This window comes from uncultured Tateyamaria sp., assembly GCF_947503465.1.
Taxonomy (GTDB): domain Bacteria; phylum Pseudomonadota; class Alphaproteobacteria; order Rhodobacterales; family Rhodobacteraceae; genus Tateyamaria.
This window is the reverse complement of the sequence record NZ_CANNDN010000004.1, coordinates 20,671-44,475: the sequence shown is the minus strand read 5'-3', so window position 1 is coordinate 44,475 and position 23,805 is coordinate 20,671. Positions and strand designations below refer to the sequence as shown.

General features: G+C 62.3%; 26 protein-coding genes. 18 read left to right on the top strand and 8 right to left on the bottom strand.

From position 1 onward, the window contains the following. Positions 1–106 precede the first annotated feature (106 nt). Together Q0844_RS18685 and Q0844_RS18680 are read left to right on the top strand one after the other, a co-directional pair. Complete coding sequence (locus tag Q0844_RS18685; protein ID WP_299048149.1) at positions 107–2,149, top strand: ABC transporter substrate-binding protein; 2,043 nt, start codon at positions 107–109, stop codon at positions 2,147–2,149. A gap of 188 nt (positions 2,150–2,337) precedes the next feature. After that, positions 2,338–3,171, top strand: coding sequence for a methyltransferase domain-containing protein (locus tag Q0844_RS18680; protein WP_299048145.1), 834 nt, complete (start codon positions 2,338–2,340; stop codon positions 3,169–3,171). 210 nt (positions 3,172–3,381) lie between these two features. Here Q0844_RS18680 and ispH read toward each other — a convergent pair whose 3' ends face one another. Both ispH and Q0844_RS18670 read right to left on the bottom strand, forming a co-directional pair. Beyond that, entirely contained in the window at positions 3,382–4,332 is a 951-nt protein-coding gene (ispH, locus tag Q0844_RS18675) for a 4-hydroxy-3-methylbut-2-enyl diphosphate reductase (protein ID WP_299048141.1), read from the bottom strand. Positions 4,333–4,407: 75 nt separating this feature from the next. Continuing rightward, on the bottom strand, positions 4,408–4,980 hold the full coding sequence (locus tag Q0844_RS18670; RefSeq protein ID WP_299048139.1) for an NYN domain-containing protein: 573 nt from the start codon (positions 4,978–4,980) through the stop codon (positions 4,408–4,410). Positions 4,981–5,079: 99 nt separating this feature from the next. Between Q0844_RS18670 and folK the strand changes: the two genes are divergently transcribed. From folK to recO, 14 genes are all read left to right on the top strand, one after another. Further along, on the top strand, positions 5,080–5,691 hold the full coding sequence (folK, locus tag Q0844_RS18665) for a 2-amino-4-hydroxy-6-hydroxymethyldihydropteridine diphosphokinase (RefSeq protein ID WP_299048137.1): 612 nt from the start codon (positions 5,080–5,082) through the stop codon (positions 5,689–5,691). A 73-nt stretch (positions 5,692–5,764) separates the two neighbouring features. Further along, on the top strand, positions 5,765–6,118 hold the full coding sequence (gene rpoZ, locus Q0844_RS18660; protein WP_039682236.1) for a DNA-directed RNA polymerase subunit omega: 354 nt from the start codon (positions 5,765–5,767) through the stop codon (positions 6,116–6,118). Positions 6,119–6,140: 22 nt separating this feature from the next. Beyond that, positions 6,141–8,282, top strand: coding sequence for a bifunctional (p)ppGpp synthetase/guanosine-3',5'-bis(diphosphate) 3'-pyrophosphohydrolase (locus tag Q0844_RS18655; protein WP_299048127.1), 2,142 nt, complete (start codon positions 6,141–6,143; stop codon positions 8,280–8,282). Between the two features lie 23 nt (positions 8,283–8,305). Continuing rightward, complete coding sequence (locus tag Q0844_RS18650; protein WP_299048124.1) at positions 8,306–8,962, top strand: DUF2062 domain-containing protein; 657 nt, start codon at positions 8,306–8,308, stop codon at positions 8,960–8,962. A 97-nt stretch (positions 8,963–9,059) separates the two neighbouring features. Next, positions 9,060–9,812 (top strand): pyridoxine 5'-phosphate synthase, encoded by a 753-nt coding sequence (locus tag Q0844_RS18645; RefSeq protein ID WP_299048121.1) that lies wholly within the window; start codon positions 9,060–9,062, stop codon positions 9,810–9,812. Beyond that, positions 9,809–10,255 (top strand): hypothetical protein, encoded by a 447-nt coding sequence (locus Q0844_RS18640; RefSeq protein WP_299048118.1) that lies wholly within the window; start codon positions 9,809–9,811, stop codon positions 10,253–10,255. Before Q0844_RS18645 ends, Q0844_RS18640 begins: the two co-directional genes overlap by 4 nt. A 30-nt stretch (positions 10,256–10,285) precedes the next feature. Continuing rightward, positions 10,286–10,597, top strand: a complete 312-nt coding sequence (locus Q0844_RS18635) for a Dabb family protein (protein WP_299048116.1) — start codon at positions 10,286–10,288, stop codon at positions 10,595–10,597. Between the two features lie 22 nt (positions 10,598–10,619). Next, on the top strand, positions 10,620–12,050 hold the full coding sequence (locus tag Q0844_RS18630) for an alpha/beta hydrolase (RefSeq protein ID WP_299048113.1): 1,431 nt from the start codon (positions 10,620–10,622) through the stop codon (positions 12,048–12,050). Between the two features lie 8 nt (positions 12,051–12,058). Further along, positions 12,059–12,475, top strand: coding sequence for a holo-ACP synthase (acpS, locus tag Q0844_RS18625; RefSeq protein WP_299048111.1), 417 nt, complete (start codon positions 12,059–12,061; stop codon positions 12,473–12,475). 57 nt (positions 12,476–12,532) lie between these two features. Further along, complete coding sequence (gene lepB, locus Q0844_RS18620; protein ID WP_299048109.1) at positions 12,533–13,357, top strand: signal peptidase I; 825 nt, start codon at positions 12,533–12,535, stop codon at positions 13,355–13,357. Then, positions 13,354–14,040 (top strand): ribonuclease III, encoded by a 687-nt coding sequence (rnc, locus tag Q0844_RS18615; protein ID WP_299048107.1) that lies wholly within the window; start codon positions 13,354–13,356, stop codon positions 14,038–14,040. The genes lepB and rnc overlap by 4 nt, the downstream gene beginning before the upstream one ends. After that, positions 14,037–14,945 carry a GTPase Era gene (gene era / locus Q0844_RS18610; protein WP_299048104.1) on the top strand — a complete coding sequence of 303 codons (909 nt, stop codon included), beginning with the start codon at positions 14,037–14,039 and terminating at the stop codon, positions 14,943–14,945. Before rnc ends, era begins: the two co-directional genes overlap by 4 nt. Positions 14,946–15,035: 90 nt before the next feature. After that, positions 15,036–15,368 (top strand): DUF1491 family protein, encoded by a 333-nt coding sequence (locus Q0844_RS18605; RefSeq protein WP_299048102.1) that lies wholly within the window; start codon positions 15,036–15,038, stop codon positions 15,366–15,368. Between the two features lies 1 nt (position 15,369). After that, positions 15,370–16,095, top strand: a complete 726-nt coding sequence (recO, locus tag Q0844_RS18600; RefSeq protein ID WP_299048100.1) for a DNA repair protein RecO — start codon at positions 15,370–15,372, stop codon at positions 16,093–16,095. Here the strand turns inward: recO and Q0844_RS18595 are convergent. From Q0844_RS18595 to Q0844_RS18575, 5 genes are all read right to left on the bottom strand, one after another. Continuing rightward, positions 16,079–16,471 (bottom strand): META domain-containing protein, encoded by a 393-nt coding sequence (locus Q0844_RS18595; RefSeq protein WP_299048097.1) that lies wholly within the window; start codon positions 16,469–16,471, stop codon positions 16,079–16,081. The two genes, recO and Q0844_RS18595, sit on opposite strands and share 17 nt — an antisense overlap. Further along, positions 16,468–16,992 carry a TetR family transcriptional regulator gene (locus Q0844_RS18590; protein ID WP_299048095.1) on the bottom strand — a complete coding sequence of 175 codons (525 nt, stop codon included), beginning with the start codon at positions 16,990–16,992 and terminating at the stop codon, positions 16,468–16,470. The genes Q0844_RS18595 and Q0844_RS18590 overlap by 4 nt, the downstream gene beginning before the upstream one ends. Positions 16,993–17,111: 119 nt before the next feature. Continuing rightward, entirely contained in the window at positions 17,112–17,702 is a 591-nt protein-coding gene (locus tag Q0844_RS18585) for a LysE family transporter (RefSeq protein ID WP_299048092.1), read from the bottom strand. 315 nt (positions 17,703–18,017) lie between these two features. After that, positions 18,018–19,706: an acyl-CoA dehydrogenase family protein gene (locus Q0844_RS18580; protein WP_299048090.1), complete on the bottom strand. Its 1,689-nt coding sequence runs from the start codon at positions 19,704–19,706 to the stop codon at positions 18,018–18,020. Between the two features lie 258 nt (positions 19,707–19,964). Further along, a complete protein-coding gene (locus Q0844_RS18575) occupies positions 19,965–20,324 on the bottom strand; it encodes a helix-turn-helix transcriptional regulator (protein WP_299048087.1) in 360 nt (119 codons plus the stop codon). 127 nt (positions 20,325–20,451) lie between these two features. Here Q0844_RS18575 and Q0844_RS18570 point away from each other — a divergent pair, with 127 nt between their 5' ends. Beyond that, complete coding sequence (locus Q0844_RS18570) at positions 20,452–21,369, top strand: LysR family transcriptional regulator (protein ID WP_299048085.1); 918 nt, start codon at positions 20,452–20,454, stop codon at positions 21,367–21,369. 67 nt (positions 21,370–21,436) lie between these two features. Beyond that, entirely contained in the window at positions 21,437–22,174 is a 738-nt protein-coding gene (locus Q0844_RS18565) for a hypothetical protein (RefSeq protein WP_299048082.1), read from the top strand. Between the two features lie 10 nt (positions 22,175–22,184). Here the strand turns inward: Q0844_RS18565 and Q0844_RS18560 are convergent, their stop codons facing one another. Further along, complete coding sequence (locus tag Q0844_RS18560; RefSeq protein ID WP_299048080.1) at positions 22,185–23,783, bottom strand: phosphoenolpyruvate carboxykinase; 1,599 nt, start codon at positions 23,781–23,783, stop codon at positions 22,185–22,187. Positions 23,784–23,805: the final 22 nt, after the last annotated feature.

Genomic DNA, 23,805 nt, shown 5'->3' with positions numbered 1-23,805 from the left:
CACCGGGTGGTGAGACAGCACAGGACCCGTTCGTGTCCAATTGTCACAAATTTTTTTCATATTTGATGTTCGGTTGCCAACGAACTTAAAACGCCTAGGGGGCATCATGAAATATCGTTTGTTGTGTGGCACGGCATTGGCCGTGCTTGGAAACAGTGCGTTCGCAGCCTGTCCGGCCGTGACAGTCGCAGATCCGATGGGCGTCGCCACCGGCGCCTTCCCGCAGCAGTATGAACTGGTCGAGTTTGAAGCCGCGGCTGGCTGCACCATGGAATTCAGCACCAACCCGGACATCGAAGCCCTGAACGCCGAGATTCAGGGCAACCCGGATCTGCCGCCTTTGGCCGAGCGCTTGCCTGCCGAGCCGCTGGTCGTGGCACCCTATGACATGATCGGGACCTATGGCGGCACCTTCGATGCGCTGTCCAACAACACCGAAGCGGGCACGTCGGACTTCCTGTCGATCCGCCATGTGAACCTTGTGCGCTACGCGGACGACCTGACGACCATCGTGCCCAATGTCGCCAAATCCTGGGCATGGAACGACGATTTCACGGAACTGACCATGACCCTGCGCGACGGGCATAAATGGTCGGACGGGGCGCCCTTCACCTCCGAGGACGTGCGCTTCTGGCTCGAAAACCTGAGCCTGGACACAAATATCCGCGAAAAGGCCGCCGATTACGTGCTGGCGGGCGGTGAGCCGATCCAGATCGAAGTGATCAGCCCGACGGAGTTCAAATTCGTCCTCGCCGCACCCAAGCCGGGCCTGCTGGTGCATTTCGCCACCTCGTATGCCCAACCCTTCCAGCCCGCGCATTTCCTGGGCCAGTTCCACCCGGCCCTGAATGACGACGCCGACGCCAAGGCGGCGGAGTTCGGTTTCGAGAGCGGGTACGAGGCGATCAACTACTATTTCGGGGCCTCGGACTGGACCGACACGCCCTCGCCCATGCTGCGCGACCCGGCACGCGCGGCCACGCTGCCCTATGCCACCCAGCCCACGCTGGAGAGCCACATCTATGTGGCCGACACCACCGAGGGGCGCAAGCTGGTGGCCAACCCGTATTTCCACCAGGTGGACACGACAGGTCAGCAGCTGCCGTACATCAGCCGCCAGGACGAGCTTTACAAGAACGATGCCGAAGTGCGGATCCTTTCGCTGATCAACGGCGAAGTGGACTACAAGGCCCAGTCCCTGCAGTTGCCAAATGCGCCGCTCCTGCTGGAAAACCAGGAAGGCGGTGGCTACTCCGTTCAGCTGAAGCCAACGGTTGCGATCCCGACGCTGTCTTTCAACGTCACATCCGACGACGACGCCAAGCGGGAGCTGTTCGCCAACCCCGAGTTCCGCAAGGCCATGTCCGCCGCGATCAACCGCGAAGAGCTGAACGAAGTCGTCTTCTTCGGTCAGGGGGAACCGATGGCCTATACCGGCTTCTCTCCGCTGCCGGATTTCGCGGCCACCTACGGCAAGGTCGGCACGGAGTTTGACGCGGACGGCGCGAAAGCCGCACTTGATGCGCTTGGCATGGTGGATGCCGACGGCGATGGCGCGCGCGAGCTGCCCAACGGTGACGACATCGTGCTCAACATCCAATTCGCGACCCAGGGCATGTCGGGCGATCTGCTGGAGTTGATCGCGCAGCACTGGACGGACGTGGGTGTTGAAACCACCGTCAAGGAAGTCACGCCAGACGAATACCGCGCGGCTCAGTCGGCAAATGAGCTTGACGTTCTGGCGTGGTGGAAGGGCGAGCCACTGGCCATCGCCCTGGGCACGAACGAAGGTCTGGTGCCGCCGTTCGGATCGTATTTCGGTCATCGCACCGGCATGAAATGGGCCGAATACATCGACTCGAACGGCTCTGCGGGCGTGGCACCTCCGGCTTGGGTCGATGCGCTGGTCGAGGATGTGGCCACCTTGCAATCCGCCGCACCGGGGTCTGCCGAGGCTTCTGCCGCGGGCGAGGCCATCGCCAAGGCGTTTACGGACAACATGCTGTTTATCGGCACCGTGATCGCGCCGTCGCCCATTGTTGTGCGCACCGGGCTGAAGAACGTGCCGGAGTTCCAGACCTCCAGCTATGAATACTACCGCACCTACCCCTACCGGGCGACGCAGTGGTTCCTGGCGGAAGACAACTGAGCCTGACGCGAGGCCACAGATCACGACGCCTCCCGGTTTCCGGGGGGCGTTTTCGATTGCGGTGAAGGTCCGCAATCAGCCCATAGCGGCAGATGCTGCATCGAGGGGAATGCCGCCTTCAAGGATAAATCGTTGACGATCAGTTGAGCCGGGGTGTTCACTACGCCCAAGACTTGCAGAGGCGTGGAATGCGAGAATCTGAACAACCCGACACCTTCGCTGCATTGGAAAAGCGTGAGTGGGCCAAAGCAAATGTGGCGAAGTCCTATGCGCACGTATTTGCAAAAGCTGCAGATATGGTGGTGCCAACCTTGGTAAAGGCGGTTGAAGCTGGTTCTGGTACCGAAGCGCTTGACCTGTGCTGTGGTCACGGGAATGTCGCTGCCGGTCTCATCAAATCTGGTGCGCGTGTGACGGGACTGGATTTCTCACCCAGTATGCTGGAGATGGCGCGGTCGGCCGTTCCCGAGGCCACGTTCGTTGAAGGAGACGCGATGGCGTTGGACTTCGACGATGGCACGTTCGACGCCGTGACAATTGGGTTTGGGATACCGCACATCCCTGATCCGCCAAGGGTATTTGCCGAAGCCCGTCGCGTGCTTCGTCCGGGCGGACGCCTCGCGTTTTCGGTTTGGTGTGGTCCAGAAGTGGATACGGCGCTTGGATATGTCTTTGGTGCAATCGGCAAATACGGTGCCTCTGACATTGTGTTGCCGCCAGGTCCCGGGGCGAATGACTATGCTGATCCTGAACACGCCTTTCCAGTGCTTTTGAAAGTGGGGTTCGCCAAGTTTCAGCAATCTATCGTTGCTTCAGAGTGGGTGGTTGACGACCCCGGGGCACCATATGATTTCTTTTTGGAGGGCACGGCGCGGGGCGGTGCATTATTACGCCCTCAACCCCCGGAAAACGCGGCGGCGATTAGGAAAGCGGTTGTATCCCAAGTATTGGAAAGACATGGTTCGGGACCCAAATGGGATGTGCCGATACCTGCTGTGGTAACCGTAGCGGAAGCGGTTTAGGCACCGCTGATTAACGTCGCAAAATGTGTTCAAAGCAGACGTGAACTGTCTTGCAACGAGCGGCAGGTGTGTCCCGCAAAGGAACCACGCGCACCGCCGCCCCAACGCCCGCTTCGGGCTGCCGACTGCCATGCGTCCAGCGGTGGTTTGCCTTTGCAAGATTGACCACAAGGCCGCGCCGCCGAAAAAGCGGCCCGTCCAACGCGCGCGCTACGCCGGTTCGCGCAGCACCCGTGGCACCTTGAATTCCACGTTCTCGACCGCCGTCTCCACCATCTCGACCGTCACGTCATAACGGGCGCGGAAGGCGTCGATCACCTCGTTGATCAGCACTTCGGGGGCGGAGGCCCCGGCGGTGATCCCCATGGAGGTGATCCCGTCAAGCGCGCGCCAGTCGATATCCGTCGCCCGCTGCACCAGTTGGGCATAGGTGCAGCCGGCACGGGCGCCCACCTCGACCAGCCGTCTGGAATTGGAGGAGTTGGGTGCGCCCACCACCAGCATCGCGTCGCATTTGGGCGCCATCGCCTTGACCGCTTCCTGCCGGTTGGTGGTGGCGTAGCAGATGTCTTCCTTGTGGGGGCCGACGATCCTGGGGAAGCGGGCGTTCAGGGCGGCCACGATATCCGCCGTGTCGTCCACCGACAGCGTGGTTTGCGTGACGAAGGCCAGTTTGTCCGGGTCGCGGACCTGCACGGTCGCCACGTCTTCGACGGTTTCGACCAGCAGCACTTCGCCCTCGGGCAGTTGCCCCATGGTACCCACGGTTTCGGGGTGCCCTTCATGCCCGATCATGATCATTTGCAAGCCGTTGTCGGCGTGGCGCTGTGCCTCGATATGCACCTTGGAGACCAGCGGGCAGGTGGCGTCCACATAGATCATCTGCCGGGCCTGGGCCGCGTTGGGCACGGATTTGGGCACGCCGTGGGCCGAGAAGATGACGGGCCTGTCGTCGGGGCAGTCCTCGAGTTCCTCGACAAAGACGGCGCCTTTGTCACGCAGGCCGTCCACCACGAATTTGTTGTGCACGATCTCGTGTCGGACAAAGACGGGTGCCCCCCATTTGTCGAGCGCCATTTCCACGATCTTGATCGCGCGGTCCACGCCCGCGCAAAAGCCGCGCGGGGCGGCGAGATAGAGGGTGAGGGGCGGTTTGGTCATGGGACAGCGGCTCCGGGGCATCTTGTGCCCCAGAGGTAAGCGTTATCGCGGACCGGGTCCAGTGCGCGGGGTGTCTCAGCCCTGCGCTTGCAACCGTTCTTCGCGTTCGGGCATGGGTTCGCGCGGGGGGCGGCCGATCACGTCTTTCAACTCATCCAGTTCGATGAAGTTGTCGGCCTGGCGGCGCAGGTCGTCCGAGATCATGGGCGGTTGGCTGCGGATAGTCGAGACCACCGACACGCGCACGCCCTGGCGTTGCAGGCTTTCGACCAGTGGCCGGAAGTCGCCGTCGCCGGAAAACAGCACGATGTGATCGACCCGGGGGGCCAGTTCCATCGCATCCACGGCCAGTTCGATGTCCATGTTGCCCTTGACCTTCCGCCGGCCCATCGAGTCGGTGTATTCCTTGGCCGGTTTGGTCACCATGGTGAAGCCGTTGTAGTTCAGCCAGTCCACGAGAGGACGGATGGGCGAGTATTCGTCATTTTCCAGCAGGGCTGTGTAGTAAAAGGCGCGGAGCAACTTGCCACGGCGCATGAATTCCTGCCGCAAAAGTTTATAGTCGATGTCGAACCCAAGCGCTTTGGCTGCGGCGTAAAGGTTCGATCCATCGATGAACAGCGCCAGCCGTTCGTCCTTGTAAAACATAAAATGTCCTTCCGATAATTCGGATGCCGCCTGTGATTTCCGTGAGTGAATGCGTTAAAACGCGCGGCGACGATTGGTCGAAAATAGGTGATTTAAATTATGTCGCAAGTCACGGATGGGGTCAAAGCAGGCGGAACTCTGCCTCAAAACCGGTCAAACATGCTGGTTGCCCTCGGGTCAAACATGTCATCTGACGTAGGGTCACCCTCGGAAATCCTTCAAAAGGCCATTTCAGAGCTGGAAAATGCGGGGGCGGTGATTCGCGCCCGGAGCCGGTTTTTTCGCACGCCTGCGGTGCCTGCGGGCAGTGGTCCCGATTTCGTGAACGCCGCCATTGCGATCGGTGCGCCGTGGTCGGCACCCGAAACCATCAGCCGTCTGCACGAGGTCGAGGCCGGTCTGGGCCGCCGCCGCACCGCCCGGTGGGAGCAGCGTGTCATCGATCTGGATCTGCTGGCCCATGGCGACACGATCCGCCCCAACGTGGCCACGGTGCGCACCTGGATGGACCTGCCGCAGGACCAGCAGCAAGAGGCCGCGCCCGGCCAGCTTCTGCTGCCTCACCCCCGGATGCACGAGCGCGCCTTTGTCCTGGTGCCATTGGCCGATGTCGCCCCCGACTGGGTGCACCCCATCACCCGCCGTTCGGTGGACGAGATGTGTGCGGCCCTGTCACCCGAGGAGGTGGCGGCGATCACACCTATGGAATAGCCGCTTGTCATTCGCCACAATCGGGCCTAGATAACGGCCTTCTACTTATTCCTGTCTGATCTGGAGCACACCCATGGCCCGCGTGACCGTCGAAGACTGCGTTGACAAGGTTCCGAACCGTTTCGAACTGGTGATGCTTGCCGCACACCGTGCGCGCGAGATTTCCAGCGGTGCGCCCATCACCGTGGACCGCGACAACGACAAGAACCCCGTCGTGTCCCTGCGCGAGATCGCCGAAGAGACGCAAAGTTCGGAAGAGCTGCGCGAGCGCCTGATCGAATCGAACCAGAGCCAGATCGAAGTGGACGAGGCCGAAGAGGACGCCATGGCGCTTCTGATGGGGGCCGAACAGGACAAGCCCGAAGAAGACAGCATGTCCGAAGAGATGCTTCTGCGTCAGCTGATGGCCGCCCAAGGCCAGGGCTGACACCACCCGGGGTGCGGACCGCATGATATCTGCCGACGACCTGATCGCGCTGGTCCGCAACTACAATCCCAAAACAAATGATGACCTGATCCGCCGTGCCTATGTGTTCGGCGGCCAGATGCACGAGGGCCAGTTCCGCCATTCGGGCGAGCCCTATTTCACGCATCCCGTTGCCGTTGCCGCCATCCTGACGGAACAACAGCTGGATGACGCCACCATCGTCACCGCCCTGCTGCACGACACCATCGAAGACACCAAGGCCAGCTATGCCATGGTGGCCGAGCAGTTTGGCGATGAGGTTGCCAAGCTGGTCGACGGCGTGACCAAGCTGACCAATCTGCAACTGTCGAGCGTCGAGACCAAGCAAGCCGAGAACTTTCGCAAGCTGTTTATGGCTATGTCAAAAGACATGCGCGTAATCCTGGTCAAGTTGAGCGACCGTTTGCACAACATGCGCACCATCAAATCCATGCGAGCGGAAAAGCAGGTCCAGAAGGCGCGCGAGACAATGGACATCTTTGCCCCGCTTGCAGGGCGCATGGGGATGCAGTGGATGCGCGAGGAATTGGAGGATCTGGCCTTCAAGACCCTGAACCCTGAAGGCCGGTCCTCCATCATTCGCCGGTTCATCACCATGCAGCGCGAAACGGGTGACGTGATCCAGCGCATCACCGGCGACATGCGCCACGAGTTGGAAAAGGTCACGATCGAGGCTGAGGTGTTTGGCCGCGCCAAGAAACCCTATTCCATCTGGCGCAAGATGCAGGAAAAGGACCAGTCCTTTAGCCGCTTGTCGGATATCTACGGGTTTCGCGTCATCACCGACAGCGAGGAAGACTGCTATCGCGCGCTGGGCGCCATTCACCAGCGCTGGCGCGCGGTGCCGGGACGGTTCAAGGACTATATCAGCCAGCCCAAGACCAACGGATACCGGTCCATCCACACCACCGTGTCGGGCCGCGACGGCAAGCGTGTCGAGGTGCAGATTCGCACCCGCCAAATGCATGACGTGGCCGAAACCGGTGTGGCCGCCCACTGGTCCTACCGCGATGGTGTGCGGTCGCAAAACCCGTTTGCCGTGGACCCCGCCAAGTGGATCAGCCAGCTGACCGAACAGTTCGACGGCGAGGACGATCACGAGGATTTCCTGGAAGCCGTCAAGCTGGAGATGTATTCGGACCAGGTGTTCTGTTTCACGCCGAAGGGCGAGGTGGTGAAATTGCCCCGCGGGGCAACCCCTATCGATTTTGCCTATGCCATCCATACCCGCATCGGGAATGCCTGTGTCGGTGCCAAGGTCGACGGCATGCGCGTTCCGTTGTGGACCCGCGTCAAGAACGGCCAATCCGTCGAGATCATCACAGCCGAAGGTCAGACCCCGCAGGCGACCTGGCTGGAGATTGCCACCACCGGTAAGGCCAAGACCGCCATTCGCCGGTCCCTGCGCGAGGCGGACCGGGATCGGTTTATCACCTTGGGGCGGGAACTGGCCCGGTCGGCCTTTGCCCATGTGCGCAAGAAGGCGACGGACAAGGCGCTGGACGCCGCCGCCAAGCATCTGCGCCTGAAGGACGCGGACGAGGTGTTGGCCCGGCTGGGGTCTGCCGAATTGACGGGCCGGGACGTTGTGCAGGCCATCTATCCCGATCTGACGCCGAAGCCCGGCAAACAGGTCGATGCCCGCCGCGCCGTGATTGGCCTGCTGCCCGGCCAGTCCTTTCAGCGCGCGACCTGCTGCGAGCCCCTGCCGGGCGAGCGTATTGTCGGCATCACCTTTCGCGGAGAGGGCGTGGTTGTGCATGCCATCGATTGTGCCCGGCTGGTCGAATACGAGAACCAGCCCGACCGCTGGCTGGACCTGCATTGGCACGATGGCAGCCACCCGGCCGTGTATGGCGTGACCCTTGATCTGACCATTGGCAACGATGCCGGTGTCCTTGGGCGCATTTGCACATTGATCGGCGAGAGCAAGGCCAATATCTCAAACCTCGAATTCATGGATCGCAAGCCTGACTTTTTCAGGTTGTTGATCTACGTAGAGCTTCGAGACGCCCAGCATCTGCATACGCTGATGGGGGCACTGGAAGCAGAGAGCGATGTGGCCGCCATCGTCCGCTTTCGCCGCCCCGCCCCGTCTGCCGGGCAGGCGGTGATTGCCGGATAGGGCAAACGAAGGGCGAAACGACTTTGGTGTTCAAGCGCCGCGATACCAGACCCTTTCTGCGCGCCGCGTTCGAATTCGTATGGCCGCGTGGCGGGTGGAGCCGTGCGTTTCAATACGTCAAGCACCGGGTGCGCCGTCTGCCGGACCGGCCCGAGCGCATTGCCCGCGGCATCTGGGCTGGTGTGTTCACCACCTTCACCCCGTTTTACGGAATGCATTTTCTGGTGGCCGGGGTCATTGCCACTGCGATGCGCGGCAACATCCTTGCCTCGCTGATGGCGACCTTCTTTGGCAATCCGCTGACCTATGTGCCCATTGGCCTGGTGTCGTTGCAGACCGGGCACTGGCTGCTGGGGTCCGAGATGAAGGAGGGCACCGAACGGTCCTTTGGCGGCAAGTTCCTGGATGCGGGGGCCGATCTGTGGCTGAACCTCAAGCATCTCTTGCTGGGAGAGCCGCGCGACTGGACAAACCTGAGCCGGTTTTATGACGAGATCTTCTATCCCTACCTGATCGGCGGCATCATTCCCGGCATCGTGGCGGCCACCATCTGTTACTACCTGTCCGTGCCGGTCATCCGCGCCTATCAGAAGCGCCGCAAGGGCGCGATCAAGGCCAAGTTCGAGGCGCTGAAGGCCAAGGCCGCCGCCAAGGCAGCGGCCAAGCAGAAAGCCGAGTGACGCCGGTTGGTACAATTTTACCCCTTTGTCTGGATTTCCAGGCATTTGCTTGCCCTTTAGGGTCGCGCCAGGGACATCGACAAGAAGGGTGACGCGTATGACAGATGTGTTGGGACAACTCCGCCTGGGTGTGAATATCGATCACGTGGCGACCGTGCGCAATGCGCGTGGCGGCGACACGCCCGATCCGTTGCGCGCCGCCAAGCTGGCCGAGGCGGCGGGGGCCGACGGCATCACCGCGCATTTGCGCGAGGACCGCCGCCACATCTCGGATGCCGATATCGAGGGGCTGATGGATGTGCTGTCGGTGCCCCTGAACTTCGAGATGGCGGCCACGGACGAGATGCAGGCCATCGCCTTGCGCCACAAGCCGCATGCCGTGTGCATCGTGCCCGAAAAACGCGAGGAGCGCACGACCGAGGGCGGTCTGGAAGTGGCCCGCGAAGAGAACCGGCTGGCGCATTTCATTGCGCCCTTGCGGGACGCGGGGTGCCGCGTGTCCATCTTCATTGCCGCCGACAAGCGCCAGATCGAGGCCGCGCACCGCATCGGCGCGCAGGTGATCGAACTGCATTCCGGGGCCTATTGCGACGCCCATCACGAGGGTCGCCTGGACGACCGCGACCGCGAGTTGGAGGCATTGCGCGAGATGTCCGCCTTTGCTCATGCGTTGGGGTTGGAGGTGCATGTGGGCCACGGGCTGACCTATGAAACCGTGTCGCCCGTCGCCGCCTTCCCCGAGGTGATGGAGCTGAACATCGGGCATTTCCTGATTGGCGAGGCGATTTTCCTGGGCCTGGACCCGGCCATCCGCGAAATGCGCCGCCTAATGGATGAGGCGCGGGCGTGAGGCGCCGGGCGGCCCTGTGTGTGGCGTTGGCCTTGTGGGCGCTACCCGCCTCCGCGCAGCAGGCGGGGTGGCCCAACCTGGATCAGCTTCTGTTTTCCACCCTGACTGCCTCGGGCCGGGCCGAGGCGTCCTTCTGGCTGCCGGACCAGAATGATCCGGCAGCCGCCACCCGCGCGTTGGGCGTTGTCTATGAACATATCCCGGGGTCGGCAGGCTCTGTCAGCATCGCCGTGGGTCTGTATCAACGGATTGCAGAAGGTTGGCAGTTCGTGGGTCCGGTTGAGGGATTGTTCGGCAACACGCCAAGCGATCCGGCGTTTGCACCAACGCATATGGACGTGACAACCTTGATGCTTGGCCCGAACGAGCCGCGCTGCTGCCCCACGCTGCAGGTGCGATGGCGGATTGACCTTGCCACCCGTGTGGCGCAGCGTTTGAACTGAGCCTACTGCCGCAACGAAAGGACCGTGCCCGTGATCCGTCATTGTGTCTTTTTGCGTCTTGCGCCCAAGGCGGATGCCGCTGTGTTGGACAAGGTCATGCTGGGCCTTGAAGATGTGGTACACCGCCTTGACGGCTGTTCAGATTTCCGCGCGGGTCCCAACCGGGATTACGAGGGCAAGACGCCGGATTACACTTATGGCTTTACACTCGATGCCGACAACGCCGAGGCCCTGGCGGCCTATGCCGTGGACACCGAGCATCAGGCGCTGGGCGCGCGCCTTGCCGCGCTGTGTGAAGGTGGGGCCGAGGGTATCCTGGTCTTTGATATCGATGCGGTCTGAGCCGCGATTGCGGCTGTGGATATTGACCGGCCTTGCCCTGGGCCTGGCGGTCTGGGCGTTGATCGTGCTGGAAGGCGCGCGCGCCGGGCTGAGCATCGAGGACCGCCGCTATGGCGACACCCCTGTCACCGTCTACACCGATGGATCGGGCGGCCCGGATGTGGTTGTGGCCCATGGCTTTGCCGGGTCGCGGCAGATGATGCAGGGATACGCCCTTGTGCTGGCGCAGGCGGGATACACCGTTCATGCCTTTGATTTCGAAGGGCACGGGATGCACCCGACGCCCATGGGTGGCGATGTGAATGCGCTGGACGGTACCACGCGGCGGTTGGTGGACCAGACGCGCGGAGTTGTGGATCAGGTCGCCGGGGACATGCCCGTTGCCTTGCTGGGCCATTCGATGGCGACGGACATTCTGGTACGTGTGGCGCAGGACGACAGCCGCATTGGACCGCTTGTTCTGCTGTCTGCCTTTTCGCGGGCCATTGATGCCGATCATCCGCAAGACCTGTTGTTGATCACCGGTGTGTGGGAACCGGGGCTGACCGATTTCGCGCTGGACGCGGCGCAGATGGTCGACCCGGCCGCCCAAGACGCGGTGACCGTGCGTAATGGCGATGTGACGCGCCGGGCCGTTTTGGCCCCGTTTGTGGAACATGTGGCGATCCTGCAATCCCGGCTTGGCCGGGCCGAGGCGCTGGCATGGCTGAACGCTGTCTATGGGCGCGGTGCCGCTGCGGCTGTCCCGCAGACCGGTTGGGCACTGGTTGCACTGCTTTTTGCGATCACGGTGCTGGCGCGGCCCTTGGCACATGCTGTGCCGCGCGCGCCGCACACCAATGGACCGCTGACGCCGCGCCAATGCGTGCTGGTGGCCGGGGTGCCAGCCGTGCTGGCGCCGCTGTTGGCGGCCCCGGTGGACACGCGGGTCCTGCCGGTTCTGGTGGCGGATTACCTTGCGTTGCATCTGGCCATCTATGGTGCCGTGCAACTGGCGCTGCTGTATTGGATGGGGCGCCGCCTGCAGCGCCCGTCGCTGGTGGCCGCAGCGCTGCTGGCCCTGTGGGCCCTGGGTGCGTTTGGCGTGGCATTGGACCGCTATGGGGCCAATTTCTTTCCATCCACCGGCCGGTTGCCGATCATCGCGGCGCTGCTGATTGGGGCGTTGCCCTTCATGCTGGCGGACGCGCGCGCGGCATTTGGTGCACCGGTATGGCAGCGCATCACCTTGCGGCTTGCGGTGCTGGTGTCGCTGGGCCTTGCCGTCGCCCTGGATTTCGAGGGGCTGTTTTTCCTGATCATGATTGCCCCCGTCATCGTGTTGTTTTTCCTGACCTTCGGCGTCATGGGCCGCGCCTTTGCCAAGCGCACGGGGCCAACGACGTCCGGCCTGGCGCTGGGCCTTGTTCTTGCCTGGGCCTTGGGCGTATCCTTTCCGCTCTTTTCCGCGTGAGGCTGTAGATGATCCTGGGTGTTGGCACCGATCTGGCGAATATCAAGCGTATCCAGGGCACGCTGGACCGCTTTGGCGACCGGTTCCGCAACCGCGTGTTCACTGACATCGAACAGACCAAGGCCGAACGGCGCGCCGACACCGCGGGCACCTATGCCAAGCGCTGGGCCGCGAAAGAGGCGTGTTCCAAGGCGTTGGGCACCGGCCTGCGCATGGGAATTTCGTGGAAGGACATGGCGGTGTCGAACCTGTCGACAGGCCAGCCCGTGATGAAAGTCACAGGCTGGGCGGCGGAGCGGTTGGCCCAGATGACGCCCACGGGGCACGAGGCCATAATCCATGTCACCCTGACCGACGATCACCCCTGGGCGCAGGCCTTTGTCGTGATCGAGGCGCGCCCGATTCAATCGGCTCCGGTGGCTTGACACCCTGCCACGTCGCCCGCATGTAGCCCTGAACCTGACCCCCGCAAGGAGCGCGCAATGGCCGCCAAGGAAAAGTCCCAGAACGGCGTGATCGAAACGATCAAGACCGTCGTCTATGCGCTGCTGATTGCGGGTGTGTTCCGGACCCTGTTCTTCCAGCCGTTCTGGATTCCGTCCGGGTCGATGAAAGAGACGCTGTTGATCGGGGACTTCCTGTTCGTGAACAAGATGGCCTATGGCTATTCCTATGCGTCCTGCCCGTCCATCCCGGCCGTGGGTCTGGATGCGCAGGCGCTGTGTGGTTTCATTGACGGCGACAACACCCGCATCTGGGGGGGCGAACCCGAGCGTGGCGATGTTGTGGTGTTCCGTCATCCGGTGTCGGGGGCGGATTTCATCAAGCGCGTGATTGGCCTGCCCGGTGACACCGTTCAGGTGACCAACGGCCAGATCATCCTGAACGGCACGCCGGTGCCGCAGGAGCCTGCGGGCACCTTTACAGAGGTGTTTGACCGTCAGGGGCCGCAGGGTCTGTTGCCGCGTTGTGAAAGCGGGGCCGTCGGGCAGGGTGCCGATTGCACCAAATCCCGCTTTACCGAGACTTTTCCCAATGGTGAAACCCACACGGTGCTGAACGTCGCGGTGCAACAATCCGACAACACGCCCATCTACCGGGTGCCGGAGGGGCATTACTTCTTCATGGGTGACAACCGCGACAACTCCTCGGACAGCCGCATGGCGCAGGTGGCGGGGGGCGTCGGATATGTGCCCTACGAGAACCTGATTGGGCGTGCGGACCGCATCATGTTCTCGTCCGCGGGGCGGTCGATGCTGTTTTTCTGGACGTGGCGCAGCGATCGCTACTTCAAGGGGATCGAGTGAAGCTGGGCGCGGATCTGGCGGCCCTCGAGGGCCGGATCGGGCACCGTTTTGCCGCGCCTGAATTGCTGGTCGAAGCGGTCACCCATGCGTCGATGTCGTCGCCCACGCGGTCGGACAACCAGCGGCTGGAGTTCCTGGGCGACCGCGTGTTGGGGCTGGTGATGGCGCAGGCGCTGCTGGAAGCGGACCCCGGTGCCGCCGAGGGGACGTTGGCCCCGCGCTTTAACGCCCTGGTGCGCAAGGAGGCCTGTGCCGATGTGGCGCGGGATATCGGTCTGGGTGACGTGTTGCGGTTGGGCCGGTCAGAGATGTTGTCGGGCGGGCGACGCAAGCAGGCGCTGCTGGGCGATGCGGTCGAGGCGGTGATTGCCGCCGTGTATCTGGATGCCGGGTTTGACGCGGCCAAGGCGATGATCCTGCGCCTGTGGGGGGACCGGATCGCCCGCGTGGATGCCGATGCGCGCGATGCCAAGACCGCCCTGCAGGAATGGGCGCAGGCGCGGGGGCTGACCCCGCCGCAATATGTCGAGACGGACCGGTCCGGGCCGGATCACCAACCGGTCTTCACCATTGCGGCCCGCCTGTCGACAGGGGCTGAGGCCACGGCCACCGCCGGATCGAAACGCGAAGCGCAGCAGGCCGCGGCGCAAGCGCTGTTACAGGAATTGGAGGCGCAAAGATGACCACGCGTGCGGGTTTTGTCGCCCTGATCGGAGAGCCCAACGCGGGCAAGTCCACGTTGCTGAACACCATGGTCGGGGCCAAGGTCAGCATCGTGACCCACAAGGTGCAGACCACCCGCGCCCGGATTCGCGGCGTGGCGATGCAGGGTGAAAGCCAGATCGTTTTTGTCGACACGCCGGGCCTGTTCCAGCCGCGTCGCCGGTTGGACCGTGCCATGGTGGCCGCCGCCTGGGGCGGGGCGGCGGATGCCGATGTTGTTGTATTGATGGTCGAGGCGCATCGCGGTGTAACCGCCGGCGTGGAGCGCATTCTGGAGGGCATGGCCGAGATCGGGCAGGGCCGCACTGTGGCCCTGGCGATCAACAAGATCGACCGGGTGGAGGCACCTGTTCTGCTGGGCCTGACCAGGGATCTGAACGAACGGTTCGCGTTTGCCGAGACATTCATGATTTCTGCCGAGAAGGGGCATGGCGTGGACACGCTGCGCGCCTGGCTTGCCGAACAGGTACCGGAAGGGCCGTGGCTGTACCCCGAGGACCAGATTGCGGATCTGCCCATGCGCATGATTGCGGCCGAGATGACGCGCGAGAAGCTTACGCTGCGTCTGCACCAGGAATTGCCCTACCAGTTGACTGTCGAGACCGAGAATTGGGAAGAGCGCAAGGACGGGTCGGCCAAGGTGGATCAGATCATCTATGTCAGCCGCGATGGGCACAAGGGGATCGTGCTGGGACACAAGGGTGAGACCATCAAGGCGGTGAGCCGCGCCGCACGTGAGGAGTTGACCGAGTTTCTGGGACGCAAGGTGCATCTGTTCTTGCAGGTGAAGGTGCGCGAGAAATGGCTGGATGAAGCGGAGCGCTATGATCAGATGGGCCTGAACTTCAAAGATGGCAATGTGTGAGCTTTTGGCTGACCGGCCCTCCTCTTACCGCGGCAGAGCCGCCTACCGGGCAATGGGGCGGAGTTTATCCGGCAAAGTGAAGGAGCGTGTGTGTCGCCTCGTTTGACATCCCGGTTCTGGGTGGATGCGTATCTGGCGCGTTTGCGGTTTGCGGATATTCCGGGATTTGTGGTGGCACACGGGGATGACACGGGTGGTGCGGTTCTGGTGAAGCTGAACACGCTGGATGGGCAGGCGGCGCTGTATCAGCGGTCTTTTGACCTGATGTCGGATACCCGGGTTTGGGCGGAGTTGGCGTCTGGGCCAGAGGCGGATGTGGATGCGGCAGTCGCCCGGCAGCGCGGCTTTGATCCGGACCTTTGGGTGATTGAAGTCGAGGATCGGGCGGGTCGTCACATGCTTGATCAGGAGGGGCTGACCTGAGATGGAATGGCGCGGCACGGGCATATTGCTGAGCGTGCGCCGCCACGGGGAAAGCAGCGCCATCATCGATGTCTTTACCGAAAACATGGGGCGGCATGCGGGCGTGGTGCGCGGTGGGACCAGTCGCAAGATCGCACCCATTCTGCAGCCCGGGGCGCAGTTGGACGTGGCGTGGCGTGCCCGGCTTGAGGATCACATCGGGACCTTTGCCGTGGAACCAGTGCGCAGCCGTGCGGCAGTGGTGATGGGCAACCGGCTCGCGCTGGCGGGGTTGAACGCGGTCACCGGCCTTTTGGTCTTTTGCCTGCCCGAGCGCGAGGCGCATGGTCCGCTGTACCGGCGGACCGAGGCGCTTCTGGACCTGCTGGGACAGGACGATCTTTGGCCCTTGGCCTACCTGCAATGGGAATTGGCGCTGCTGGAGGAGATGGGCTTTGGCCTGGACCTGACCGCCTGTGCCGTGACCGGCGCGACCGAGGGCTTGTGCTATGTGTCGCCCAAGACGGGCCGGGCCGTATCGCGGGCCGGGGCAGGTGATTGGGCCGACAGGCTGTTGCCGTTGCCGCCGGTGCTGCGGCGCGAGGGCGATGCGTCGGACGCGGAGATTGCGCAAGGGTTGGAGACGACCGGGTATTTTCTGACCCATCATCTGGCGCCTGACCTGGGGTCAAGACCGCTGCCCGAGGCGCGCGCCCGCTTTGTGGATGCATTCAGTCGGACGTTGTGAACACCATTTCGTCGCCGTCATCGTTGCGCAGGAACAGGGTGCCTTGCCGCACTTCGGACTGCGTCATTTTGCCGAGCGCCGCGAAATAGGCGGTTTCGGCATCAAGGTCGGGACATGCCGCCCGGGTCGACAGGATCGGTGTAAGTTCAAACCAGGGATACGGGACCGTGTTGGTGGTGCTGAACCTGTTGCACGGGGCCTGGCCCGAGACCGGCCCGCCGGCTTCGAATTCCAGTGTCGCCGTGGCCGTGAATGCGGTGCCGTTCAGGGTTTGCAGCGTCCACAGGCGATCCGCGGCGCCGTAGCGCGCAACCGTTTCGTCCGCCTGGCAGGCCGGGATCGACGCCATCAGCGTCAGCACGGCAGCCCGGATCATTTCAGGGCCATCACCAGATCGACCAATGCGGCAAAGGCCACCAGCGCATCCCCGTCATCAGTGTGCATCTGCTTCAGCCCTACCAGCGCGCCATACGCCGCCTTGGCGAATTCATCATTGGTGACGCCGATGCTGGTCATCAGGTCCGTGACCCGCGCCAGGCGGGCCGCGTCCACCTCAGCCAAGGCCTTGGCGACGGCCTTGTCCTGCTGGGCCCAGGCGCGCAATGCGGGGCCAGCGGTGTCTTCCTGTACGCTTTGGCCGAAGCGGATCATCTTGTCCGTGGCGGTGCCGTCTGCGGCGCTGTCTTCGGCCAGGGTGGCGAGGGCCCGGGCCTTCCATTCGGCCAGCAATGCCTTTTGGAATGCCGGTACGTCCTTGAAATGCCAGTAAAATGATCCCTTGGACGTCTTCAGGTGACGCGAGAGGGGTTCGGCGCGAAGGGCCAGCGGGCCCTGGGCTGTGAGTTGATCCAGCCCGGCGTCAATCCAGGCTGCGGGGGAAAGAGGTGCTTTGGCCATGACCTTGCGATACGCCGGGGTATGCAGGGGTGCAAGGGAAAGCGACCACAACTTCCGGTATGAGCGTTTTGCCGCACATGGTGCGTGAAATTCTGCTTATCTGTCGGGCAGATATGGGCCTAGAGTTCGGCCGCGACAGCCAGTCCGACGACCAGCAGCATGGACGCGGCCATGGCGTGGTTGATCCGTCGTTGCAGGTGCGGGGCGAGGTCAAGCTGCTTGAGCCGGACGCCGAACCAGACCCAGATGATATGGATCGGCACCCAGATCGCGTTGACGATCAGCAGTTTCCATATCGCCTCGGCCACCAGCGCATCGGGCAGTATGGCGAACCCGGAGAAAAGCGCGGTGTTGACCGCATAGGCCTTGGGGTTGATCGGTTGCAGCAGGATGCCATTGATCACGCCGGGTTCGGTTTGGGCGGGCGCGAAGGCGAGTTTTGATCCGGCGAAGGCAATGCGGGCGGCCAGGTAGAGCAGGTAAGCCGTTGAGAGTGCGAAGAGAATCGTACGGACCACCGGGCTGGCGAGGATGAGGGCCGCGAGGCCGCTGATCACGGCGAGGATGACAAGGTTGTTGCCGATGAAAAGGCCCAGCACGTAGCGCAGACCGGAGCGCATCCCGAAGGCCGCGCCCACCCCCGCCGCCGAAAGGACGCCGGGGCCGGGGGTTATGATCAGGAAAAAGACGGCGGCGGCGAATGTCAGCATGGGGGCAGAATGGCGAAGCGCGCGGCCGCGTCAATGCGGGACCGGGCACCGTGCGCGCAACAGTGAACGCGTGCCGCGGGACGCACTGTCGCCAGAGGCGCGTTAACCCTTTATTTTGTTGGGAAATGCGGGATGCACAACCCGTACACGACCTGTGCACAACCCGTACACCGATATGTGCACCGGAGGGGCAAGATCGACAGGTTAACGATGCGTGCGGTGCGAAATGTCAATGGTTGGTGAATAGGGCAGGGGGGCCGGGCGGAAGCCCGGCCTGCTTGCGTCGGTGGGTGCGGGGACAGGTGTTGGGTCGTGTCAACCGAGCAGGCGGCGGGCGATGACCTGTGCCTGGATTTCGGCAGCCCCTTCGAAGATGTTCAGGATGCGCGCGTCGCAGAGGACGCGGGAAATCTTGTATTCCAGCGCAAAGCCGTTGCCGCCGTGAATCTGAAGCCCGTTGTCGGCTGCCGCCCAGGCCACGCGGGCCCCCAGCAGCTTGGCCATCCCGGCCTCTACATCGCAGCGGCGGCCTTCGTCCTTTTCGAAGGCCGAAAAGTAGGTGAGTTGGCGCGCCACCATGATTTCGACCGCCATCATCGCCAGCTTGTTGGCGACGCGGGGGAAGTTGATGAGCGCCTTGCCGAACTGCTTGCGATCCTGCGCGTATTGCATGGAGATATCGAGCGCCGATTGCGCGACGCCGATGGCGCGGGCCGCCGTCTGGATACGGGCGGATTCGAAGGTCTCCATCAGCTGTTTGAAGCCTTTGCCCTCTTCCCCGCCCAGAAGGTTCTCGCCTTTGACGTGGAAGTTGTCGAAACCCAGTTCGTATTCCTTCATGCCGCGGTAGCCCAGGACCTCGATCTCGCCGCCGGTCATGCCGTCTGTCGGGAACGGGTTTTCGTCCGTTCCGGGTGTCTTTTCGGCCAGGAACATCGACAGGCCCTTGTAATCGGTCGTGTCGGGATCGGTGCGGGCCAGCAGTGTCATCACGTGGGTGCGGGCGGCGTGGGTGATCCAGGTCTTGTTACCCGTGATCCTGTAATCGCCGTTTTCGTCCTTGACCGCGCGGGTGCGCAGGCTGCCCAGGTCCGAACCGGTATTGGGTTCTGTAAACACGGCTGTCGGCAGGGTTTCGGCGCTGGCCAGTTGCGGCAGCCATTTCTTCTTCTGGTCCTCGGTCCCGCCTGCGATGATCAGTTCGGCGGCGATTTCCGAGCGGGTCCCGAGGGAACCGACGCCGATATAGCCGCGGCTGAGTTCTTCGGACACCACGCACATCGACGCCTTGGACAGGCCAAAGCCGCCGTATTCCTCGGGGATGGTCAGGCCGAAGACGCCCATTTCGGCCAGTTCCTCGATCACGTCCATCGGGATCAGTTCGTCGTTCAGGTGCCAGTCATGGGCAAAGGGTTCTACCTTTTCCACGGCGTAGCGGCGGAACTGTTCGCGGATCATTTCCAGTTCTTCATCAAGGCCGGAGGCACCTACCGTGATCTCGGCGCTGCGTTCCTGCATCAATTCGACAAGGCGCACGCGGGCGGCCTGGGTGTTGCCGGATTGGGTCAGCGTCATGACGGCGGGGTCCATCATGCCGCGCATGTCGTCCTGGGACAGGCCAAGGTCCTGCAAACGCAGCACTTCGACCTGGTTCATCTGGATGCCGCCGTAGATCTGCCAGAGGTATTCGCCGAACGCGATCTGGTGAATCAGCGCCTCGACCTCTCCGAATTTCGAATCGCCATCCAGTGCTTCGGCCCATTTCTGCATCTGCCGGAGTGATTCCGTGTAGGTCGCCAACCAGGCGAGGCCGTGGGCGGCGGTCTGATTCTGTTCGACCAAGGCGCCGGAAACGCGGCCATCGACGCTGAGCGCCGCGCGCAGGCGCGCGCGCGCAAGCTCGGTAATCGCCTCGACCGGGGCAATGGCAGCGCGGGTCAATGCCAGCAGATCATCCAACAAAACGGGTGCAACCGCACCCATATCCTGACCGTCATGTGCCATGGCTTGGCTCCTCATTTTCAGCTCCGTCACGGCTTATCTAGTTCGCAGGTGCAGCGCAACAAATATTCATTTCACTGCGGCTATTTGTTCATTTCTTGCGTGGCACTATTTTGCAGTGCAGCGTTGCCGAGTATCGCACAAAACAAAACCGCGCCCAAGACGGGCGCGGTCATACTCGTACCATAAAGCGGCGTGGTGGATCAGGTGGGCCGAAGACGGCGTGGCGCGCGCCCTTGTTCCGTATGATCCATCAAGGCATCAGGAGGCGCGGCGAGCCACGGTCAGGCCGGACACATCTTCGATAAAGGTCACGATTCGCGACTTGATCTTTTCGTCTTCGATGGCCGCAAGCGCGTTCACGATATCAAGGCCGCGATCGCTGCGATGTGCGGGTTCCGCATCGGCCAGACCTTCGAAAAAGTAGGACGTTGGCACATCAAGGATGCGGGACAGTTCAAACAGCCGGCTGGCTGCGATGCGATTCGACCCGATTTCGTATTTCTGAATTTGCTGGAACGACAGGTCCAGACGTTTTGCCACATCTGTTTGTGACATCCGACGCAGGGTGCGGATTTGTTTCAGGCGCTTACCAACATGAACGTCGACAGGATGCGACATGACTGATTACCTCCGGTTTTTCCTCCAAAAGTGATCGCGCAGCACACGCTAGGGTTCAATTGCCTACATGTGCACCAATTCTACACGTAAATGTTGCATTGATGGATGATTTGTGTACCCTTATAGTATGTTTGATCATACAGTGAGTACGCGTGTGAACGCACCAGTCAAAAGTCTTGCCGAGATGAACCAGCCGCTTCTGTTTGAAATGATGCGGTCGTTTACGACGCTTGCCAAAACGCTGAACCTGTCGCACGCGGTGGTCGAACTGAACAGCACCCGGCAGACGGTGCGCCGCCATATCTCGCAATTGGAAGACATGCGCGGTGCGCCATTGTTCACGGTGGTGAACCGGCGCTATGAACTGACGCCCGAGGGCGAGGCCGCCTTGCCGACGGCCCAGAACCTGCTGGGACAGGGCCAGTTGTGGTTGCAGGGCCAGATTGCGGATGTCGAAGGCCTGATGGGCATGTCCTATGATGATGGGGCCGGGTGGCATTATCATCAGCAGCAACAGCCCATCAGCGTGGCGTGGAAGTCGTCCTCGGCCCTGTTTCGGACAGCGATCCGCCAATGGTCGTTGGCGCAAGGTGCGCTTGAATGCGAAGAGATGCAGAATATCCGCGCCCATGCCCTGGTTTACCGCGACACAATCGCCGGTTGGATCTGCACCGAAGTGGGTGAGTCGTCGTTTTATTCGACATGGTATGGGTGGGCCGCCGCCCGCAGCAGCGTTGGCCGGTCGCTGGATACGTTCCCTTTTGGACCCGATTTGGCACGGGTCATGGACGTCCCCCTGCGCGAGGTTGAAAAGACCCGTGGCATGCGGTTGGACCAGGTCGTGACACGCAACCGCCGCAGCCCGGATGGGCCTATGGAAAGCCTTGTTTTTGAACGACTTTTGCTGGGTTGTCACATGCCGGACGACAGCTTTGCCTTGCTGGTTCTGGTGGACCGGCCAGACGCGATCCGCATGGCCAGTGTCGACGCGTCCGTCCTGGAAACCATGCCGGAGGATGCACGGGTAAATTTTTCAGATAATTAACCGTACTTTGGAGTCCGGTCCTGATCCGCTAAACTCGCCACACCCTATGCGAGAAGGAGTGAATCGGGTGACATTTTACAGTATGCACAGTGGGGAGCGTTTCGTAGCGTCCTGCCTGAGAATCCTGGCGCAACATGAATTGACGCTGCGTGTCGGCTATGACTTTCACCAGTATCAAAGACTGATGGCCACAGCGCGGCCCGACCACACGATTGGCGTGCCGTTTGATCCTGATCTACATGATTTCGATGTAACACCCGGTTTCTGGATCATCGCGACCGAACCCGACGGAACAACCGTGCACTCGCAGGCACTCCGCCTTCTTGAATTGGGCGAGGACAATCTGGCCAACCACCTGACGGGCAACTTCACGGATTTCCCGCCGCCGTCGATGCCGCTGGACCTGGAACGCTCGAATTACCAGGCCGGTCCCGGGGCCCGGCGGATGTGCGGCCGCGTCGCGTATCACGGCGAATTCTGGATCGGCGGGCAAGAGGGCCAGTTTCGGGGCAGTGGCCTGTCGACGATGCTTGCGCGCTATGGCTTCTGGATGGCGACCCAGCACTGGGACCCCGACCACATCTTTGCCTTCATCCTCAACCATGTGCACCACAAGGGGTTGGCGGCCAGAACGGGTTGGATGCATACGGATCCCGCCGCGCTGCAATGGTATCCACAGGATGGGCGGCCCCCGATCGAAACCGTCATGGCCTATCTGCACAGCGAAGATGTCGAGTACCTGATGCGTCTGCCGCTTCAGATTCCCGACCTTGCGCCCGCACGCAAGACCGCGCGGGCCGCTTGATCGCGTTGGCCTAGCTGATGGCGGCGGCTTTTACGTCGTCATCAATGTAGGGCAGGTACTGTTCGAAGTTGGTCGAGAACATGTCGACCAGCTTGGTCGCCTGCGTGTCATAGGCCGCGCCGTCATCCCATGTGCGGCGCGGGTCCAGAAGGATGTCGGCCACTCCCGGCACGGACACCGGCACATCAAAGCCAAAGTTCGGGTCCTTGCGGAATTCGCCGCGCGCCAGCGTGCCGTCCAGCGCCGCGGTCAGCAATGCGCGGGTTGCGCGGATCGGCATCCGGCTGCCGGTGCCATAGGCGCCACCGGTCCACCCTGTATTTACCAGCCAGCAGGCCGCCCCGTGCTTGGCGATCTTTTCCTGCAGCAGCTTGCCGTAGGTTTCGGGCCGCCGTGGCATGAAGGGCGCGCCGAAGCAGGTCGAGAATGTCGGCTCGGGTTCCGTCACACCCCGTTCGGTGCCCGCCACCTTGGACGTGAAGCCCGACAGGAAGTGGTACATCGCCTGTGCCGGGGTCAACCGCGCGATGGGGGGCAGGACGCCGAACGCATCGCAGGTCAGCATGATGATGTTCTTGGGATGCCCACCCAGCGCCGACGCCGACGCGTTCGAGATGTAATGCAGCGGGTAGGCGCAGCGCATGTTCGCCGTCAGGCTGTCATCCTCGAAATCCAGATCCTTGGTGTCCGGATCGAACACCATGTTCTCGATCACCGTGCCGAATTTCTCGGTCGTGGCGTAGATTTCGGGCTCGGCTTCTTCGCTCAGGTTGATCGTCTTGGCATAGCAGCCCCCTTCGAAGTTGAAGGTGCCGCGATCGGACCAGCCATGTTCGTCGTCCCCGATCAGGACGCGCTGCGGGTCCGCCGACAACGTCGTCTTGCCCGTGCCCGAAAGGCCGAAGAAGATGGCCGTGTCGACCGGATTGCCTTGCGCGTGGTTGGCCGAGCAGTGCATCGGCATCACGCCCTTTTCAGGCAGCAGATAGTTGAGCAGGGTGAACACCGATTTCTTGTTCTCGCCAGCATATTCGGTGCCGCCGATCAGGATCAGCTTGCGGTCGAAATTCATCGCGATGACCGTTTCGGACCGGCAGTTGTGCCGTTCCGGGTTGGCCTGGAAGGTCGGGCAGTTGATGACGGTGAAATCGGCGATGAAGTCGTTCAGGTCCTCGGCATCGGGGCGCCGCAGCATGTGGCGGATGAACAGGCCATGCCAGGCCAGTTCCGTCACCATGCGCACGTTGATCGAGTAGCTGGGATCGGCCCCGCCCGTCAGGTCCTGCACGAAGTATTCGCGCCCTTTCATGTGCTCAAGCATGTCGTCATAGAGCGCGTCGAAGCCGTCGGTCGACATGGCGGCGTTGTTGTCCCACCAGATGCTGTCGGCGACGCTGTCGGTCTTGACCACGTGCTTGTCCTTGGGCGAGCGGCCCGTGAACTTGCCGGTCGTGACCAGAAAGGTGCCCCCCTTGCCCAGCGTGCCTTCGTTGCGGGCAAGCGCATATTCGATCAGGGCCGGTTCGATGAGGTTGTAATAGACATTGCCCAGCCCTGTGATCCCTTGATCTTCGAGGCGGAACTGCGGGTTTACCCGTCCAAATGTCATGTGAACTCTCCTGATGCCGACA

Excerpts from the sequence above, each read along its gene's own strand:
- rpoZ (WP_039682236.1), top strand. The coding sequence starts at position 5,765 with ATGGCCCGCGTGACCGTCGAAGACTGCGTTGACAAGGTTCCGAACCGT.
- Q0844_RS18560 (WP_299048080.1), bottom strand. The coding sequence starts at position 23,783 with ATGACATTTGGACGGGTAAACCCGCAGTTCCGCCTCGAAGATCAAGGG.
- Q0844_RS18680 (WP_299048145.1), top strand. The coding sequence starts at position 2,338 with ATGCGAGAATCTGAACAACCCGACACCTTCGCTGCATTGGAAAAGCGT.
- era (WP_299048104.1), top strand. The coding sequence starts at position 14,037 with ATGACCACGCGTGCGGGTTTTGTCGCCCTGATCGGAGAGCCCAACGCG.
- Q0844_RS18585 (WP_299048092.1), bottom strand. The coding sequence starts at position 17,702 with ATGCTGACATTCGCCGCCGCCGTCTTTTTCCTGATCATAACCCCCGGC.
- Q0844_RS18595 (WP_299048097.1), bottom strand. The coding sequence starts at position 16,471 with ATGATCCGGGCTGCCGTGCTGACGCTGATGGCGTCGATCCCGGCCTGC.
- lepB (WP_299048109.1), top strand. The coding sequence starts at position 12,533 with ATGGCCGCCAAGGAAAAGTCCCAGAACGGCGTGATCGAAACGATCAAG.
- Q0844_RS18570 (WP_299048085.1), top strand. The coding sequence starts at position 20,452 with ATGTTTGATCATACAGTGAGTACGCGTGTGAACGCACCAGTCAAAAGT.
- Q0844_RS18645 (WP_299048121.1), top strand. The coding sequence starts at position 9,060 with ATGACAGATGTGTTGGGACAACTCCGCCTGGGTGTGAATATCGATCAC.
- recO (WP_299048100.1), top strand. The coding sequence starts at position 15,370 with ATGGAATGGCGCGGCACGGGCATATTGCTGAGCGTGCGCCGCCACGGG.
- folK (WP_299048137.1), top strand. The coding sequence starts at position 5,080 with ATGTCGCAAGTCACGGATGGGGTCAAAGCAGGCGGAACTCTGCCTCAA.
- Q0844_RS18580 (WP_299048090.1), bottom strand. The coding sequence starts at position 19,706 with ATGGCACATGACGGTCAGGATATGGGTGCGGTTGCACCCGTTTTGTTG.
- acpS (WP_299048111.1), top strand. The coding sequence starts at position 12,059 with ATGATCCTGGGTGTTGGCACCGATCTGGCGAATATCAAGCGTATCCAG.
- Q0844_RS18685 (WP_299048149.1), top strand. The coding sequence starts at position 107 with ATGAAATATCGTTTGTTGTGTGGCACGGCATTGGCCGTGCTTGGAAAC.
- Q0844_RS18590 (WP_299048095.1), bottom strand. The coding sequence starts at position 16,992 with ATGGCCAAAGCACCTCTTTCCCCCGCAGCCTGGATTGACGCCGGGCTG.
- Q0844_RS18670 (WP_299048139.1), bottom strand. The coding sequence starts at position 4,980 with ATGTTTTACAAGGACGAACGGCTGGCGCTGTTCATCGATGGATCGAAC.
- Q0844_RS18655 (WP_299048127.1), top strand. The coding sequence starts at position 6,141 with ATGATATCTGCCGACGACCTGATCGCGCTGGTCCGCAACTACAATCCC.
- ispH (WP_299048141.1), bottom strand. The coding sequence starts at position 4,332 with ATGACCAAACCGCCCCTCACCCTCTATCTCGCCGCCCCGCGCGGCTTT.
- Q0844_RS18575 (WP_299048087.1), bottom strand. The coding sequence starts at position 20,324 with ATGTCGCATCCTGTCGACGTTCATGTTGGTAAGCGCCTGAAACAAATC.